This is a genomic window from Clostridium bornimense (assembly GCF_018917145.1).
Lineage (GTDB): Bacteria > Bacillota > Clostridia > Clostridiales > Clostridiaceae > Clostridium_AN > Clostridium_AN bornimense_A.
On the sequence record NZ_JAHLOD010000001.1, the window covers coordinates 1 to 16,531 of the forward strand.

Annotated in this window: 19 protein-coding genes and 1 pseudogene; 5 read left to right on the forward strand and 15 right to left on the reverse strand. The window is 28.5% G+C overall.

The window, feature by feature from the left end:
* A pseudogene (locus tag KQI30_RS16945) lies at positions 1-137 on the forward strand (IS110 family transposase); the annotation flags it as partial.
* Positions 138-364: 227 nt separating this feature from the next.
* On the opposite strand, the gene KQI30_RS00005 reads toward KQI30_RS16945, so the two are convergent.
* Positions 365-559 carry a DUF4250 domain-containing protein gene (locus KQI30_RS00005; RefSeq protein ID WP_216461108.1) on the reverse strand — a complete coding sequence of 65 codons (195 nt, stop codon included), beginning with the start codon at positions 557-559 and terminating at the stop codon, positions 365-367.
* A gap of 60 nt (positions 560-619) precedes the next feature.
* Complete coding sequence (locus KQI30_RS00010; protein WP_216461109.1) at positions 620-1,150, reverse strand: macro domain-containing protein; 531 nt, start codon at positions 1,148-1,150, stop codon at positions 620-622.
* Between the two features lie 138 nt (positions 1,151-1,288).
* On the opposite strand from KQI30_RS00010, the gene KQI30_RS00015 reads away from it, so the two are divergent.
* Positions 1,289-1,519 carry a DUF1292 domain-containing protein gene (locus KQI30_RS00015; protein ID WP_216461110.1) on the forward strand — a complete coding sequence of 77 codons (231 nt, stop codon included), beginning with the start codon at positions 1,289-1,291 and terminating at the stop codon, positions 1,517-1,519.
* A gap of 77 nt (positions 1,520-1,596) precedes the next feature.
* Here the strand turns inward: KQI30_RS00015 and KQI30_RS00020 are convergent, their stop codons facing one another.
* A complete protein-coding gene (locus tag KQI30_RS00020) occupies positions 1,597-1,935 on the reverse strand; it encodes an arsenate reductase family protein (protein WP_216461111.1) in 339 nt (112 codons plus the stop codon).
* A 184-nt stretch (positions 1,936-2,119) separates the two neighbouring features.
* Here KQI30_RS00020 and KQI30_RS00025 point away from each other — a divergent pair, with 184 nt between their 5' ends.
* Positions 2,120-3,439, forward strand: a complete 1,320-nt coding sequence (locus KQI30_RS00025; protein ID WP_216461112.1) for an aspartate kinase — start codon at positions 2,120-2,122, stop codon at positions 3,437-3,439.
* A gap of 136 nt (positions 3,440-3,575) precedes the next feature.
* Here KQI30_RS00025 and KQI30_RS00030 read toward each other — a convergent pair whose 3' ends face one another.
* Both KQI30_RS00030 and KQI30_RS00035 read right to left on the reverse strand, forming a co-directional pair.
* Positions 3,576-5,027 (reverse strand): catalase, encoded by a 1,452-nt coding sequence (locus KQI30_RS00030; protein ID WP_216461113.1) that lies wholly within the window; start codon positions 5,025-5,027, stop codon positions 3,576-3,578.
* Positions 5,028-5,207: 180 nt separating this feature from the next.
* The gene (locus KQI30_RS00035; protein WP_216461114.1) at positions 5,208-6,260 is read right to left on the reverse strand and encodes a D-alanyl-D-alanine carboxypeptidase family protein; all 1,053 of its coding nucleotides are present in this window, start codon (positions 6,258-6,260) and stop codon (positions 5,208-5,210) included.
* 103 nt (positions 6,261-6,363) lie between these two features.
* Here KQI30_RS00035 and KQI30_RS00040 point away from each other — a divergent pair, with 103 nt between their 5' ends.
* Together KQI30_RS00040 and ytfJ are read left to right on the forward strand one after the other, a co-directional pair.
* A complete protein-coding gene (locus KQI30_RS00040; protein ID WP_216461115.1) occupies positions 6,364-6,939 on the forward strand; it encodes a DUF2953 domain-containing protein in 576 nt (191 codons plus the stop codon).
* A gap of 137 nt (positions 6,940-7,076) precedes the next feature.
* On the forward strand, positions 7,077-7,481 hold the full coding sequence (gene ytfJ, locus KQI30_RS00045) for a GerW family sporulation protein (protein WP_216461116.1): 405 nt from the start codon (positions 7,077-7,079) through the stop codon (positions 7,479-7,481).
* Here the strand turns inward: ytfJ and scpB are convergent.
* From scpB to KQI30_RS00095, 10 genes are all read right to left on the reverse strand, one after another.
* On the reverse strand, positions 7,471-8,067 hold the full coding sequence (gene scpB, locus KQI30_RS00050) for an SMC-Scp complex subunit ScpB (RefSeq protein ID WP_216461117.1): 597 nt from the start codon (positions 8,065-8,067) through the stop codon (positions 7,471-7,473). The genes ytfJ and scpB overlap by 11 nt on opposite strands.
* Complete coding sequence (locus KQI30_RS00055; RefSeq protein ID WP_216461118.1) at positions 8,048-8,797, reverse strand: segregation/condensation protein A; 750 nt, start codon at positions 8,795-8,797, stop codon at positions 8,048-8,050. Before KQI30_RS00055 ends, scpB begins: the two co-directional genes overlap by 20 nt.
* 67 nt (positions 8,798-8,864) lie before the next feature.
* Complete coding sequence (locus KQI30_RS00060; protein ID WP_216461119.1) at positions 8,865-10,043, reverse strand: D-alanyl-D-alanine carboxypeptidase family protein; 1,179 nt, start codon at positions 10,041-10,043, stop codon at positions 8,865-8,867.
* A 190-nt stretch (positions 10,044-10,233) separates the two neighbouring features.
* Positions 10,234-11,337: a flagellar motor switch phosphatase FliY gene (gene fliY, locus KQI30_RS00065; RefSeq protein WP_216461120.1), complete on the reverse strand. Its 1,104-nt coding sequence runs from the start codon at positions 11,335-11,337 to the stop codon at positions 10,234-10,236.
* The gene (fliM, locus tag KQI30_RS00070) at positions 11,330-12,325 is read right to left on the reverse strand and encodes a flagellar motor switch protein FliM (RefSeq protein WP_216461121.1); all 996 of its coding nucleotides are present in this window, start codon (positions 12,323-12,325) and stop codon (positions 11,330-11,332) included. The genes fliY and fliM overlap by 8 nt, the downstream gene beginning before the upstream one ends.
* Before the next feature lie 22 nt (positions 12,326-12,347).
* Positions 12,348-12,740 carry a chemotaxis protein CheW gene (locus tag KQI30_RS00075; RefSeq protein WP_216461122.1) on the reverse strand — a complete coding sequence of 131 codons (393 nt, stop codon included), beginning with the start codon at positions 12,738-12,740 and terminating at the stop codon, positions 12,348-12,350.
* A gap of 8 nt (positions 12,741-12,748) precedes the next feature.
* On the reverse strand, positions 12,749-13,108 hold the full coding sequence (locus tag KQI30_RS00080; protein WP_216461123.1) for a response regulator: 360 nt from the start codon (positions 13,106-13,108) through the stop codon (positions 12,749-12,751).
* Positions 13,109-13,125: 17 nt separating this feature from the next.
* The gene (locus tag KQI30_RS00085) at positions 13,126-13,728 is read right to left on the reverse strand and encodes a chemotaxis protein CheC (RefSeq protein ID WP_216461124.1); all 603 of its coding nucleotides are present in this window, start codon (positions 13,726-13,728) and stop codon (positions 13,126-13,128) included.
* A gap of 9 nt (positions 13,729-13,737) precedes the next feature.
* On the reverse strand, positions 13,738-15,750 hold the full coding sequence (locus KQI30_RS00090) for a chemotaxis protein CheA (RefSeq protein WP_216461125.1): 2,013 nt from the start codon (positions 15,748-15,750) through the stop codon (positions 13,738-13,740).
* A 12-nt stretch (positions 15,751-15,762) separates the two neighbouring features.
* Positions 15,763-16,530 carry a CheR family methyltransferase gene (locus tag KQI30_RS00095; RefSeq protein WP_216461126.1) on the reverse strand — a complete coding sequence of 256 codons (768 nt, stop codon included), beginning with the start codon at positions 16,528-16,530 and terminating at the stop codon, positions 15,763-15,765.
* Between the last annotated feature and the right edge of the window lies 1 nt (position 16,531).

The following is a 16,531-nucleotide window of genomic DNA, read 5'->3' on the forward strand; positions in this document are numbered from 1 at the left end:
ATGATGAAGCATTAATTCACAAACATAAAAGGGCACTCGCACTAACTGGACGAAAACTTGTAAGATTGATTTTTTCATTGCTACGAAATAATCAACTCTATACCTCTAACGAGGTAGTTGATAAAGTAACAATTTAATAGTCACTTTTGCCGTCTGGTTCCCTGTAAAATTTTGTAATCAGAATGAGCTTTATTAAAGTTACCCTTTTTTTAATAAGACAAACTAGAAAATTTCCAATTTTAAAGTTTTTTTATCTTGACATATTACCAGTCGTCTTTTTTTAATCCCACATTTTAAATATAATTTATTATTAAATATAGAAATAGGGGCTATGCATTTATTTTATGCAGTAGCCCCTATTTTACTATAGAGATACAAAATTATTGGTCTCTTCTTCATATTTATATCCTACTGTTAATAATCTCTCTTTCAAAAGTTCCTTATCTATACCAATATCATCACAATAACTATCCAAATTACTATAAAAGTCCCTAAGTTTCATATTTACAATACTAAGCAGCATAAATGGATCCATTGTTTTTAATTTATTATTGTCCATTTTTTCACGTCCCTTCTAGATATATGATAATAGATTTAATGATTACTTAAAGTGAGTATATCACTTATTCTGTTGTTTTAAAAGCTCATCATATATTTCATAATTTTCTTCATCATATGATACAAATAATACTTCTTCTATTTCCTTATTTTCTTTTAAGAAATCCTCTGTGGCTTTTAAGGCTATTTTTGCTGCTTCTTTTTTAGGATATCCATATATACCAGTACTTATATTAGGAAAAGCAATTTTCTTACACTCTAATCTTACCGATTCTTTTAATGCATTAGTATAACAATTATACAATAATTCTGATTCTCTTTTTTCTCCACCTTTCCATACTGGTCCAACAGTATGAATTACATAACGTGCATCTAGATTTCCGGCATCAGTTACAACAATTTCGCCTGTCTTACATCCACCCAACCTTCTTCTAATATCCATACATTGCTGATCGATAACAATTCCACCAGCTTTATGTATATCTGACGATACTCCAGAAGTACCTATTAATGAAGTATTAGCAGCATTAACGATAACTTCTGTAGAAACCTTTGTAATATCTCCTTTAATAAGTTTTATTCTACGATACATATTCCCATCCCCTAATCTGAAATCGGTATTATAATTATATTACACATTCCATATTTTAACAAGTTATTTTGTATTAATTTCATAATTTAATTTCTTTTACACATACTAACTTATGAAAATATTATAGGAGGCTTGTTTATGAGTAATAAAGTTTATTCTTTTAGAAATGAAAATGGTGATTTACTATCTTACATAGTAAAAGAACAACTTTCTGTCAATTCTAATGATTACATTATCATGACACCAGAAAAAAATAAAAGTAAAATAGAAGTGTATAAATACAACTATGATGAAAATAATGAAGCACTAGAATTAGTAGATGACGAAAAAACCATAAAAATGCTAAAAACCGTTTCTAAAGTAATGTAAAAACTTTTAAAAAGAGATTTTGGAACTATCGTATTAATAGCTATTAATGCGATAGTTTCCATTTTCAATAAACAGAGTTATTCCCACTGATCCCATATGTCTTTTTTATATCCTACAGTAGCATATTTGCCATTTCTAACTATAGGGGTATTTAATAGTTTATAATTTGAAAGCAGCATATCTATTTTACTTTCTGAATTTCTTAACATAGATATATTACTTTTCTTATATTCCTTAGAATTACTATTTATAACATCTACTAATGTTACACTTTTCAAAACACTATTTAATTCACCTTTACTTATATTCTTCTTTGATAAATCTATATATTGAAATGGAATTTTTCTTTCTTTAAAATATCTTTCAGCTTTTTTAGTATCAAAACACTTACTTATCCCAAAAATCTGTATATTCATAATTATCTCCAATCTAAATTATATTTAGATATATTATAATACAATTTTTCAAATTAAAGAACAAAATATCACTATAAAAAAGTATATTCACCACATACATTAGTATTTTCCTTGAATACACAGTAAAGAAATGTTATTATTTATATATTAAACAATATTTTTATCATTAGGGGGCTAATACATTATGAATGAAACAATCGTAACAAAATTTGGGGGAAGTTCGCTGGCAAGCTCTGAGCAATTTCAAAAAGTAAAAAATATAATTGAATCTAATAAAAATAGAAAATATGTTGTTCCTTCTGCACCAGGAAGAAGAAATAGTAAAGATTATAAAATAACAGATCTTCTTTACTTATGTAATGCTCATGTAAATAGCGGTATAGCTTTTGATGACGTTTTTAAATTAATTGAAGATAGATATAAGGGCATCGTTAAAGATCTTAAACTTGACTTTGATATCTCAACTCCTTTAAATAAAGTAAAAGAAAATATAGCTAATGGTGCTTCCTCAGATTATGCAGCAAGTAGAGGCGAATATTTAAATGGACTTATTTTAGCAAATTATTTAGGATACGAATTTATAGATGCTGCTGAAGTAATTGTTTTTGATGAAGGTGGAAACTTTAATCATGAACTTACTAAAAAAGCTATAGCAGCTAGACTTAAAGATACAGAACGTGCAGTAATCCCTGGATTCTATGGTGCTGATACAACTGGAGAAATTGTAACATTTTCAAGAGGTGGTTCTGATGTTACAGGTTCATTAGTAGCTTCTGGTGTAAATGCAAAACTATACGAGAATTGGACAGATGTATCAGGATTTTTAATGGCAGATCCAAGAATTGTTAACAATCCAAAAACTATTAAAGAAATAACTTACAAAGAACTTAGAGAATTATCATATATGGGAGCTTCAGTTCTTCATGAAGAAGCCATATTCCCTGTAAAAGAAGCTAATATTCCTATAAGAATAAAAAACACTAATAGACCTCTTGATGAAGGTACATTAATAGTTAGCGATGTCCATGATTTAAGCACTCTTGGTACAATAACAGGTATAGCTGGTAAAAAGAACTTTTCTGTTATTGCCATTGAAAAAGCTCTTATGAATTCTGAACTTGGATTCTGTAGAAAAATATTATCTATCTTGGAAATGTATGGTGTATCATTTGAAAATATGCCTTCCGGAATAGATACTGTTTCTCTTGTAATAGAAGATTCACAATTAAAAGGTAAAGGTGAAAAAATTGTAGAAGAAATTAAAAAGCAATGTAATCCAGACTTCATCGAGATCCACCCACATATGGCTGTAATAGCTACTGTTGGTAAAGGTATGGCAAGTGCTCCTGGAATTGCAGCTAAATTATTTAACGCTTTATCTAAAGAAGATATAAATATAAAGATGATCGACCAAGGATCTAGTGAAATGAATATTCTTGTTGGTATCGACACTGATGATTTTGAAAAAGCAGTGAACCTAATTTATAATGCTTTTAATAACTAAATAAAAAGAAAAAAGTTATCGCTAATAAAAAATGTCATTAGCGATAACTTTTTTATAGGATAAAATAGTACACACGTGCGTATTTTTCTATCTAGTTATCAACACCTATAGATATTTGTGCTCTAAATTCAAATTTTTATAATCCCAAACCTTTTTTAACTCTAGTTCCATATTCCTTATCAGCACAAGTAAAATATTTTACCATCTTACGTTGTATCTTCTCATTTACCATACAAAGATCCATAACAATATTATGAATTAAGTTGTCTTGTTCTTTCTTTGTAAAAGATCTATATCTTTCTCCTGCCTGCCTAAAATTTTCTTCCTTATCTATTACTTTTCTTACTATTTCACCTTCTATATATAAAAAATCATCTTTATCACAAGGCGCTTCCTTTTTGGGATTCTTTTCTAGCGAACTAGGAAAGTAGTTAACTTTTCCTTTGTTAGGATAAAAATTCATACTTCCATCCTGCATATTATTATCAACTTTAACTCTTGGTTTATTTATAGGTAATTGTATAAAATTAATTCCAACTCTATATCTTTGAGTATCTAAATATGAAAACCCTCTTCCTTGTAACATTTTATCTGCTGAAAATTCAATACCTGGCACTACATTAGCTGGACAAAATGCTGCTTGTTCTACTTCTGCAAAAAAGTTTTTAGGATTATGTGTTAAAGTCATCTTTCCCACCTTAATTAAAGGAAAATCTTCCTCAGGCCATATCTTTGTATCATCTAATGGATTAAAATACTGATTACATGCCTCATCCAATTCCATTATTTGTACATACAATTCATATTCAACTACTTTACCACACTCCAATGTATCATATAAATCTCTAACTGCAACATCAGGATCTGTTCCTGCCAATCTTATTGCCTCTTCTCTTGTTATAGTCTCTATCCCCTCTAAAGGCTTCCAATGATATTTTATATATACCCTTTCTCCATATTTGTTCTTCCATACATAAGTGTTTACCCCAAATCCTTCTATTTTTCTATAACTTTTAATAGTTCCTCTATCAGAATACAGCCATGTTAACATATTAGTGGCTTCTGGTGTGTTAGAAAAGAAATCCCAATACCTTTCTGGATCTTGTATATTAGTATCTGGTGATGGCTTTAACGCATGAATTACATCAGGAAACTTTATAGCATCTCGTATAAAAAATACTGGCAAGTCGTTACCAACGATATCATAGTTTCCTTCCTCAGTATAGAACTTCACTGCAAATCCTCTAGGATCTCTTACAGTATCTGCAGATCCTCTTCCACCTATAACTGTTGAAAATCTAACAAAAACAGGAGTCTCTTTTCCTTCCTTACAAAGGAACTTTGCCTTTGTATACTTTTCCATAGACTTATAACACTTAAATTTGCCATGAGCACCTGCACCTTTTGCATGAACTACTCTCTCCGGGATTCTTTCTCTATCAAAATGCGCCAACTTCTCAATAAGTTGACTATCTTGAATTAGCACAGGTCCATTTTTCCCTACTGTCAAAGAATTGTTATCATCACAAATAGGACTTCCTTGGTTTGTAGTTAAATATCTATCATTTTTACACTCTTTAGAAGACATACGCTCCTCCAAATTATTTATTCTTTTATATTATATTATTAATATAAAAAGATATAACATAATATGATTCACAATTCATTTCATAGTTTCATAATTAACTACATGTTTATGTTTAATCAAAGTTAGCACAGTCAAATAATGATAAAAGACATAAATATATACTTAAGAGTTTATGTTTTTTTATACAATATATAAATTATATGAAATTAATTCTTCATTTTCACAATATACTCTTAATGATCCAAAAGGATCTCCTTTTTCAGGTTTAAACTTCATGATTTTTTCCGGTACTACAATCTCTACTTTATATGACTTATTTTTATTTTTAGGTATTATTATATCTTCATTCACACCTAATTTATAATTATTAGTTCCATAAGAAATCTCCTTTACTATATCATCTTTATTATAAATTTTATCAAAGATAAAGTTATCCTTTACATAATTATGCATCTTTACAATCTGATTGTATCTATCATTACAATTTAAAACTACTTCTATAAGTTCATTGTTATCAATCATAGAAGCACCTACTAAACATTTTCCTGCATTACCTGTATATCCTGTTTTTACACCTGTTGCCTCATTTAATTGATATAACAACTTATTTATATTTCCATAATCTCTTGTAAAATTATATTTATCCCTTGTTATCTGTTTTGTAGTAACTATTTCATTAAACAACGGAATTTTTTTCGCTTCTCTAGTTACTAATGCTAACTCTTTTGCTGTAATAAAATGCTCCTTAGAATCTAGTCCATTAGGTGTTTCAAAATTGCAATTAGTAAGCCCAAGAGTTCTTGCTTTTTCATTCATTAATTTTAAGAACTCTTCTACAGATCCACTAACCCCCTCTGCGATAGCTATAGCTGCATCATTTCCTGATCTCAACATAAGACCAAATAGCAATTCTTTTAATGCAATTTCTTCATTTTCCTTATAGCCAACTTTACATCCATTAATACTAATAGCTCTTTTAGATATTAAAACTTTCTTATCTAAATTTCCTCTTTCTAAAGCTACCAATGATGTAATAATCTTTGTTGTTGATGCCATAGGTATAGGATTGTTTTCATCTTTTCCATATAAAAGTATACCTGTTCTTCCATCTATAACAGCCGCACTTCTAGCTACAATATTTAAATTTTTGTTTTCACTTTTACCTAAAACTGCGCCATTTTTCAATAACAAAATAAATATCAATAATAGCGATATAATTTTCTTAAATCTCATACTATCACCTCAAAACTTATTTTGCCCCAAGGATATAAATATTATTATTATAAAATTTATATATATGGCAATAATATTACTTATAATCATTAGGGGGTATAGTATGTTTTATATTTTTTTTATTATATTATTGCTACTGCTTGTACCAATTAAAATAAATATTCATTTAATATATAAAAACAAAAAAACTACAGTACTTTTATGGAATCATAAAATTGATCTACATAAATTTAATAAGAAAAAATCAAATAATCCAAATATGACATCTTTAGATTATAAAAATACAGATAAGTTGACTGAAAAGAATGAGCCTTCTTTCAAACTAAAATACAAAAAATTTAAAATGTATCACATAGTTTTAAAAAAACTTTTACCAATTAACACTTTAGATATAAAGCTAAAATATGGTTTTGATGAGCCCCATATTACTGCTATTACTTATGGATTTAAAGATTTACTTAATTGCTATTTCATTAATATATTAAACTATTTTTTTAAAATAAAAAATTACTCAATTAATATAATTCCATCATTAAAGGAAAAAGATCTGTATATATCCGTAAACAGTATAATTTATATAAGTATTGGAAAGATTATATTTATAGCGATTAAGTTACTTTTAAAAAAATATAAGAATAAGGAGAATAAAGAAAAACTTCAACAAAATATGAAAGTTTAAAAATAAAAAAGAAAGGAGATGCTACGAAACAAAATATCCAAAATCAAAGTAGTTCTATAGAATAAAATGAAACAAATCGGAGACGGAATAATCTCGATATGGATATATTTGTTCATATTTTCAGTAGCAGATTTACAATGAACCCATTAGATAATCTTATTAATAGCACTCTAGAAAATTTAAGAGAAATAATTGATGTAAATACAATAGTAGGTGATGCAATTCCCCTAAATGATGACGGTGTCATTTTACCAATATCCAAAGTTAGTTTAGGGTTTGTATCTGGCGGTAGCGATATTCCAAGTACTGATCCTCCTGAATATCCTTTTGGCGGTGCATCAGGCGCAGGTGTATCATTAAAGCCAGTAGCTTTTCTTGTAATTAAAAGAGATAACATACGTCTATTACCTTTAGACGCTAGTACTACCATTGATAAGCTAGTAGATAGTGTTCCTCAATTAATTGATATTATAAAAGGAAAAACTAATTGTGATTCGTCAAGTACTTATTCATACAAAAATGAAACAGAGCCTATGGAGTAACCTCTGGCTCTGTTTCTTCCTCAGTATTAGCTGTATAAAAACTATCTAAATTAGGTAATTCTTTAATTGATTCTAAATTAAAATATCTTAAAAATTCATCTGTCGTTGAATATAATATAGGTCTACCTGGAACATCTAATCTTCCACAATCTTTAATTAGATTTTTTTCCATTAGTGTTACTATAGCTCTATCACTTTTTACTCCTCTTATTTCATCAATATCAACTCTTGTAATAGGTTGCTTATAAGAAATTATAGATAAAGTTTCTAGAGCAGCTTGTGATAATGATTGTCTACTATTTTTCTTTAATAATTTCTGTATATAACTACTATTTTCATTCTTTGTTACAAGTTGATATCTATCATTTACTTTAATTATTTTTATTCCTCTATCATTATTTTGACCATAATTTCTAATCATAGCATCTATAGTAGACTCAACCTCATTTTCTGATATATCTAATATATTTGCTATATCTTTTTTTTCTAAAGCATCTCCACTTACAAATAATAATGATTCAATTATTGAGTATCTACTATTATTAATATTCTCTATTTCTATTTGATTATAATTTTTCATTTGCATTTATCCTTTCAATTATAATATCTTGAAAATTTTCTGATTGCAACAATTGAACTTCCCTCAATTTAGCTAATTCTAATAATGCTAAAAATGTAACTACTACTTCCATTTTACATACCGATTCAAAAACAATTTCACTAAAAGCTACCATATCTTTATTACTAATCACTTTTCTTATTTTATCTATTTTATCTTCAATTTTAAAGCTATCTATAGGTATTTCTCTTTCAATTACATTTATATTTTGCTTATTATAATAACTATTTAAAACTTCTTCATATATCTTAAATAGCTTTAACATTGTCACACCTTTTAACAATTCCTCTGTAGATACCTCATGAGTATCTTCTATGATTTCACCCTTTTTACTATAAACAATTTCTGAATTTTTTTCTTTTTCTTTTAAATATAATGCCGCTGCTTTAAACTTATTATATTGAATTAACTTATTTATAAGTTCTTTTGATGGATCTATATCATCAGCATCTTCCTCATCATTTTTTTCTTTCGGTAATAATGCCCTAGATTTTATTTCTATCATCGTTGCTGCAGTTATTATAAATTCAGATGTTACTTCTAAGTCCATTTCTTCTAATGTCTTAATATATTCTAAATATTGAGTAGTAATTTCATACAACTTTATATTATATATATCCATTTTATTTTTTCTTATTAAATGCAAAAGAACATCAAATGGTCCTTCAAAATCCTTTATCTTTACCTTAAGTGACATTATTTTTTCTCCTTTAATTAATAAAAACACTCTATATATTTTAACATATATAGAGTGCTTTTTTCCTCTAAACAGCGCAATTAAATAAATTTTTTATATAATCCTTAAAGTTTTCAAATATAGATCCTCTAGATATATCTCTATCACAATATAAATCTACCTTACCTATTAGATTAGATCCATTATAAAATTCACATGTTCCTATAATTTCCCCAGCCTTTGCACATTTTTTCTTTTCATCTACAGTTATTTTTTGATCTAATTTGAATTCTTCTCCTCTTTCTACAATTGCCTTAACATCATCAACACTTTTTAATAAATAGAACTTTTCGCCATTCTTATCTAAATCTACTCTTTGTACCTCAGCATCTTTTTCAACAAGCTTTTTACATTCAAATTTAGAAAAACCATAATTCATTAAATTAGATGCATCTCTATTTCTAACTTTAAATGATGGTGCTCCCATTATAACAGTTAGCATTCTTACATCATCTCTCACCGCTGTAGCTGATATACAATACATAGCTTCAGATGTGAATCCTGTTTTTAAACCATCACAACCTTTAAAAAATCTTACTAGTTTATTGTGATTAACCAATTCTATAGGAGTCTTTCTTCCCTCACTTATTGTCTCCATGTATGTACCTGTATATTTCAATATTTGAGGATGTTTTAATAGCTCCATAGACATTTTTGCTATATCGCTTGCTGTCGTATAATGATTTGGTGCTGAAAGCCCAGTGCAATTTTGAAAAGAAGTATTATTCATTCCAAGCTCCTTTGCTCTCTTATTCATCATTACAACAAATGCATCTTCAGAACCTGCTAAATATTCAGCCATAGCTACAGCTGCATCATTTCCTGATGCTATACCTATTCCTTTTATTATTTCTTCTACTGTTCTAACTTCATTGTTATCTAAAAGCATTGAAGATCCTCCCATGCTTTTAACTTTCTCTGAACATGTTATTTTATCATCTAATTTAATTTTACCACTATCTACTGCTTCCATTGCTAATAACATAGTCATTACCTTAGTTACAGAAGCAGGTGGATACTTTTCATTAGAATTCTTTTCGAAGATTACTTTTCCACTTACAGGTTCTATCAAAATAGCACTTCTACATTCTGGATCTAAAGGATTATGATTTTCTTCACTCTTTCCACCTTCTGCTAAAGCAACAGAACTAAATGGAAATAATATGACAAATATCAATACAAATGATATAAATCTTAATTTTTTCATTTGTTTTACCTCCTATATAATTTCTATAATCTTATTTTTTCCTTTACTATAGAAATTATCACAGAGCTTATTGATTTTTCATTGTTAACTTAGTTATATTTAACCAATTATCCATATAGATTATTTAGATTTTTTCTAATAAAAAAAGATTGCCGCTAACGAACTTTCCATCGTTAGTGACAACCTCTTTTTACTTTGATAAAGTCTTTATTCTATCTTCATTACTTACTATTGAAGTAATTCTAACTCCAAAGTTTTCATCAACAACAACAACTTCACCATAAGCTATTCTTTTTCCATTTACTAAAATCTCTACCGGTTCTTCAGCAAGTCTATCTAACTCAATTAAGGAACCATTGCCTAGTGCCAATATATCTTTAATAGATTTTTTAGTTCTACCTAACACAACAGATATATCCAAATTTACATCCATTATTAAATCTATGTTACTTGGTAAGTTTTCTCTTGAAACTTCTCTTAATGGCTGAAAACTTGCTTTTTGTACCGAAACTGGAGCTTCTCTTTCCATATATTCTTCTCTAAATGCCGGCTGAGGTTCAACATTTTTCTCTATAACTTTTTTCTCTTCAACTTGTGGTGTTGTCTCCACAGCAACATTTTCCTCTGACTTTTTTTCCTCACCCATCATAATAGAACATATGTACTTTGCAGTTTCTAAAGGATAAATTTGCATTATATTAGAATCTACTAAATCTCCAATTGTAATTCTAAAAGATACTTTTACAATTTCTTTTTCTAATTGAATACCTGACTTTATAGCTTCTTCTGTATTATTCCACACTTCTGATACAGGTGGTGATATATTTACTTCTCTTCCAAGCATTGTTGCCATAGATGTAGCCGCAGAACCTATCATTTGGTTCATAGCTTCTTGAACTGCAGATATTTCTATCTCAGTTAGTTCTGAAACCTCGACCTTTCCGTCTCCACCCATCATTAAATTAGCAATGACACCTGAATCACTTATCTTCATAACTAGAAGATTTTCTCCAACTATTCCAGATATGTATTTTATATTTAATGCAAGATTAGGTATATCAAACTCTTCTCTTAAATCTTCGAATGTTGTAGAAGTAACTACTGGTGTAGTTATATTAACTTTACAATTTATGATTTGAGATAATGCTGTTGATGCCGTCCCCATGGAAATATTTCCAATTTCACCCAAAAGATCTTTTTCTAAATCTGTTAAAGTGTTATTATCTTCTTCATTTTCGATTTCTCCATTTAATAGAGCATTTATTTCATCTTGTGAAAGGAATCCTTCAGTCATCACCATCCACCTCCTCATTATTTACGCTTATAACTTGAACTCCTAATTTTTTACCTATAACTCCAGGTTTCGCAATAAAATGAACCTTATCATCTACTAAAACTTTTAATGGATCATCACATTTAGTATCTAAGGTTATTACATCTCCTGTCATAACAGTTAAAAAGTCATGCACAGAAATTTGGCTCTTCCCTAAAAGAACATTTATAGGTACTTCAACCTTATTTAAGTTTTCTACAATTTTTTCTTCAGTTTCAGCCTTGTCATTTTCATCACTTTCTTGATACCAATAGCTAAAAACGAGCTTGTCTAGTATCTTTTCTACACTTAAATACGGTATACACATATTCAAAAATGTACTGTTTTTCCCAATCTCTACAGATAGGGTAATGAGTACCACTGGTTCATGTGGTGCTAATGTTTGATTCAGTGCTGGATTAGTTTCTATTCCTTCAAACTCTGGCTCTACTGATAATACATCAGACCAAGCAAGCTTTAAATGTGCTACTAAAGCTTGATTTATTTTCATAATTATATTTCTATCAATATCAGAAATATTTCTAGTTTTATATGCACCTTCTCCTTTTCCACCCAATAAAATATCTATTATTTGATATGTAAATTGTTGATTAGTTTCAAACAACAATGTTCCACTAAGTGGCTGTAACTTAAACAAATTTAATATTGTAGGATTAGATATAGAATGCATGAACTCTTCGTATGTAGTCTGTTCTATATATTCTAAGTTTACTTTAACAGTAGTTCTAACTTGTGCCGCAAGGTAATTTGCAATTATTCTAGAATAATTATCATATATAAGCTCTAATGTTCTTATATGATCTTTTGAAAACTTTTGAGGGCTTCTAAAATCATATAACTTAACTTTTTGCTTCTCTTCTTCATTTGTAACTTCTTCCGGCTTTATCTCCCCAGAGTCTAAGGCTAATAATAAGGCGTCTATCTCACTTTGTGACAATACATCTGCCATATCATTCCCTCATTTCTTCTTTTCATAATAATTTTGCTACATCAATTAGTGTAACAATTCTATCCTTAAAATTCAATATTCCTGTGATATATGAATTTCCATCTTCTACTGAATTTCTTTCGACTACATTTTCGTCTACTTCTAAAACTTCTTTAACTTCATCAACAGTAATTCCAATTTCTTCTTCTTCCAATTTTAATATTATTGTATTAGTTGATTCATTATCATTATCTATTCCAAGTAAAAGATTAATATCTAATAGAGTTATTACATTTCCTCTCAGGTTAACTAATCCCTTAATGAATGCTGGAGATTTAGGTACCCTTGTTATGGTCATATTATCTCCTATATTTTGGACCTTTGAAGTTTCTACTCCAAATTCTTCATCCTTTAGTTTAAATATAACAACTTGCATATTATCACCTATCCTATAGCTTTATTAAGTGCTTCTAGAACTCTATCTGCTTGGAATGGCTTAACTATAAAATCTTTTGCTCCTGCACGAATAGCATCCATTACCATTGTTTGCTGTCCCATTGCAGAACACATAACTATTTTTGCATTAGGATCAAAAGCTTTTATTTCTTTAACAGCTTCAATTCCATCCATCTCTGGCATTGTTATATCCATAGTAACAACATCAGGTTTTTCTTTCTTATAAAGCTCTACCGCTTTTAATCCGTTTGGTGCTTCACCAACTATTTCAAAACCATTCTTTCCTAATATATCCTTAATCATCATTCTCATAAATGCAGCATCATCTACTATTAATACTCTAGCCATTTTGTTACCTCCCAAATTTAATTAAATTTTAATTTTTCTAATATATTATCTAATGAACCTGGAACTGGAATAAAATAAAATAAACAATCTTTCTTATCATCCTCTATAGTAAATTCTGTATCTAATTCTAACACAAAATCTTCATGTTGTCCTGATTCTATAAATATTGTTGATAAAATTGCTGTTAACATATCGTAACATAAAGCAGGAACAGATAGTGTTAAACTTTCTTCTGTAAAATTAGCAAAACTAGCTATTGTTTCTAAGAAAGTCCCAGACATAATATTACCAATTTCACACATAAGTGAAGTTCCCATTTCACCAAATATATCTTCCTTACTTCCAATTAAACCTTCAATAAGATTTTTAGCTATTTCTTCATTAAAAATAACTAAAATATTACCTTCAATTCCTTCTAATACTCTCACTACAACTGCAATAACAGCCCTATCTTCTAACTTATCATATATGCTTTCATAAGATATAATTCTTGCACATGGAACACTCATATCTACTTTTTTATTAATAAACTTCGATAAGGATGTAGCTGCATTACCAGCTCCAATATTACAAATTTCTTTTAAAACATCTAATTGTAGGTCACTTAGTCCTGTATTCATAATCTCCTCCTAAATCAATGCAGCTATATCTAAGATTAAAGTTACTAGACCATCTCCTAAAATTGTAGCACCTATATACTGTTTTAGATTCTTTAATATCTTACCTAATGGTTTAATTACAATCTCTTGTTGTCCCATAAGTGAATCTACTAATATTCCAGCAGTTTTTTCACCTACTTTAACTATAACAACAAATCCCTTCTTTTCATTTTGTGATTCTATATCTAATTTTTCATTTATTCTTATTAAAGGAATAATTGCACCTCTATAAATTATAACCTCTTGATTATTAGTCTTTTTGATATCTTCTTCTTTAAACTCAACAATTTCATTGACATAGCCTAATGATATTGCCATAGTTTCTGATCCTACCTTTACCAATAGAGCTTGTATAATTTGTAATGTTAATGGAAGCCTTATTATAAAAGAAGAACCTTCTCCTACCTCTGATATTAAATCTACAGTTCCACCAAGTGCAGCTATTTTTGTCTTAACGACATCCATACCTACTCCTCTTCCTGATATATCTGTTACTTCTTCATTGGTAGAGAACCCTTGATTAAATATAAGATTTTTAATATCATTATCATTCATTCCTTCTGTAGATATTCCTACTCTCTCTGCTTTTGCTTTTATTTTATCTACATTTATTCCTGCACCATCGTCTTGTACCTTAATTACAGCTTTAGTACCTTCTTGATATGCAATAAGCTTGATCTTACCTACTGGATTTTTTCCTGCAGCTTCTCTTTCTTCCTTACTTTCTATTCCATGATCTGCTGCATTTCTAATTAAATGAATTAATGGTTCTCCAATTTCATCAATTACTGTTCTATCTAACTCTGTCTCTTGACCTTCTATAATAAGTTCCATTTCTTTATCTAATTCTACACTTAAGTCACGAACCATTCTAGGGAATCTATTGAAAACAGTGTCTAATGGCAACATTCTAATTTTCATAACCAAATCTTGTAGATCTGATGTTGTTCTTGCAACTTGTTCTAAAGTTTCACTTAAATCTAAAATTCTATGTCCACTTGCTATTTGTTCTAATCTAGTTCTATGAATAACAAGTTCTGAAACCATATTCATAAAATTATCTAATCTTTCAAGATCTACTCTTACTGATTGATGAACTTTCTTATGTTGAGTAGATTTCTTTTCTTCCTTTTTCTTTGTAGATTTACTTGCAGATGGCTGTTTACTCTTTTCAACAACTGGTTTAGCTGCTACTTCTACATTAGGTTTTATTTCTAATTTTTCTTTAAAGCTATCATTTAGGAATTTCACATTTACTGATGCAACTTCTGAAATTCCCATAATTAATTCATAAACTTCATTATCTGTTTTCTTAGTAACATATATTGCTGTAAAATCTAAATCAAAATTTTCATTTTCTATATCTTCTGTTGACGGATGTATTTTAATTATGTCACCACTATCTTCAAGTGCCTTAACAATAAGAAAAGCTCTTGCAGATTTCAATAATGTTTTTTCATCTAAAGTTATATTAACTTCATAAACATTGTATTCTTTTTCTATAACTTGTTTAATAACGCTTATATCATACTCATTTAACACTATAGAACTTACTTTGTCATCTTCACCTTTATTTTCTTTATCTACTGATAAAGGTACTTCCAGGCTTTGAGAATGTAAAGATTCTAATTCTTTAATTATTCCCTCTATTTCTCCTTCTTCATTACCTTCTGATATAGCATCAACCATTTGTTCTAGCTTATCTAAACATGTAAAAAGAACTGTTACAACTTCTTGAGTTACATTTAAATCTCCATCTCTAAATCTTGATAAAACATCTTCCATCTTATGAGTCAATTCTGCCATCTTACTATAGCCCATTGTTGCCGCCATACCCTTTAATGTATGTGCAACTCTAAATATTTCATTTACTTTATCTATATTTTCTGGTTCTTGTTCTAACTGCAATAATGACTCATTTAATGCTTGAAGATTGTCCATAGATTCTTCTAAAAACATTGATAAATATTGTGATGTATCCATGGTATCCCCCTCCTATATTTTTCTATAAATAAATGTAGACACTTTTTCAAATCCATAATTCTTATAATTATATATGCTTTCTGTTGCGCCTACAAAAAATATACCACCTTGCTTTAATGACTTTGCAAATTTATTATATATTTCTTCTTTTACCTCTTGTTTGAAATATATAACTACATTTCTACATAAAATACAATCAAATCCTTTTTCATAATCATCTAATATTAGATCATGCTTTTTAAAAGTAACCATATCTTTTATGTTCTGATTAATGTAGTACTTTCCATCTTCTACTTTAAAATATTTATTTATCATTGTAGAATCCATATTTTTCATTTCTATATTTGTATATTCTCCAACTTTAGCTTTGCTTAAAATTGTAGTGTCTAAATCTGTAGCTAAAATATTTATACGTTTTGTCGTATTTATTTCCTTTACAATCATCGCTAATGAATATGGTTCACACCCTATAGAGCAAGCTGCACTCCATATTTTGTAGGTTCCACTAGAATTCTTTATTCCTTTACTTATCTCATTTTTTAATTCATCAAATAATTCAGGATTTCTAAAAAACTCTGTCACATTTATTGTTATAAAATCTAAGAAAATTTGTCTTTGTTTTTTATCATTCTTCAATAATTTTGAATACTCTTCCAAATCTTTTATATTACACTTATTCATTAATGAAAGTATTCTTCTATCTAATTGAACTTCCTTATATGCAATTAAATTTATGTTAAATTCTTTAAAAACCCACTTTTTAAACTCACTTATGTTCACA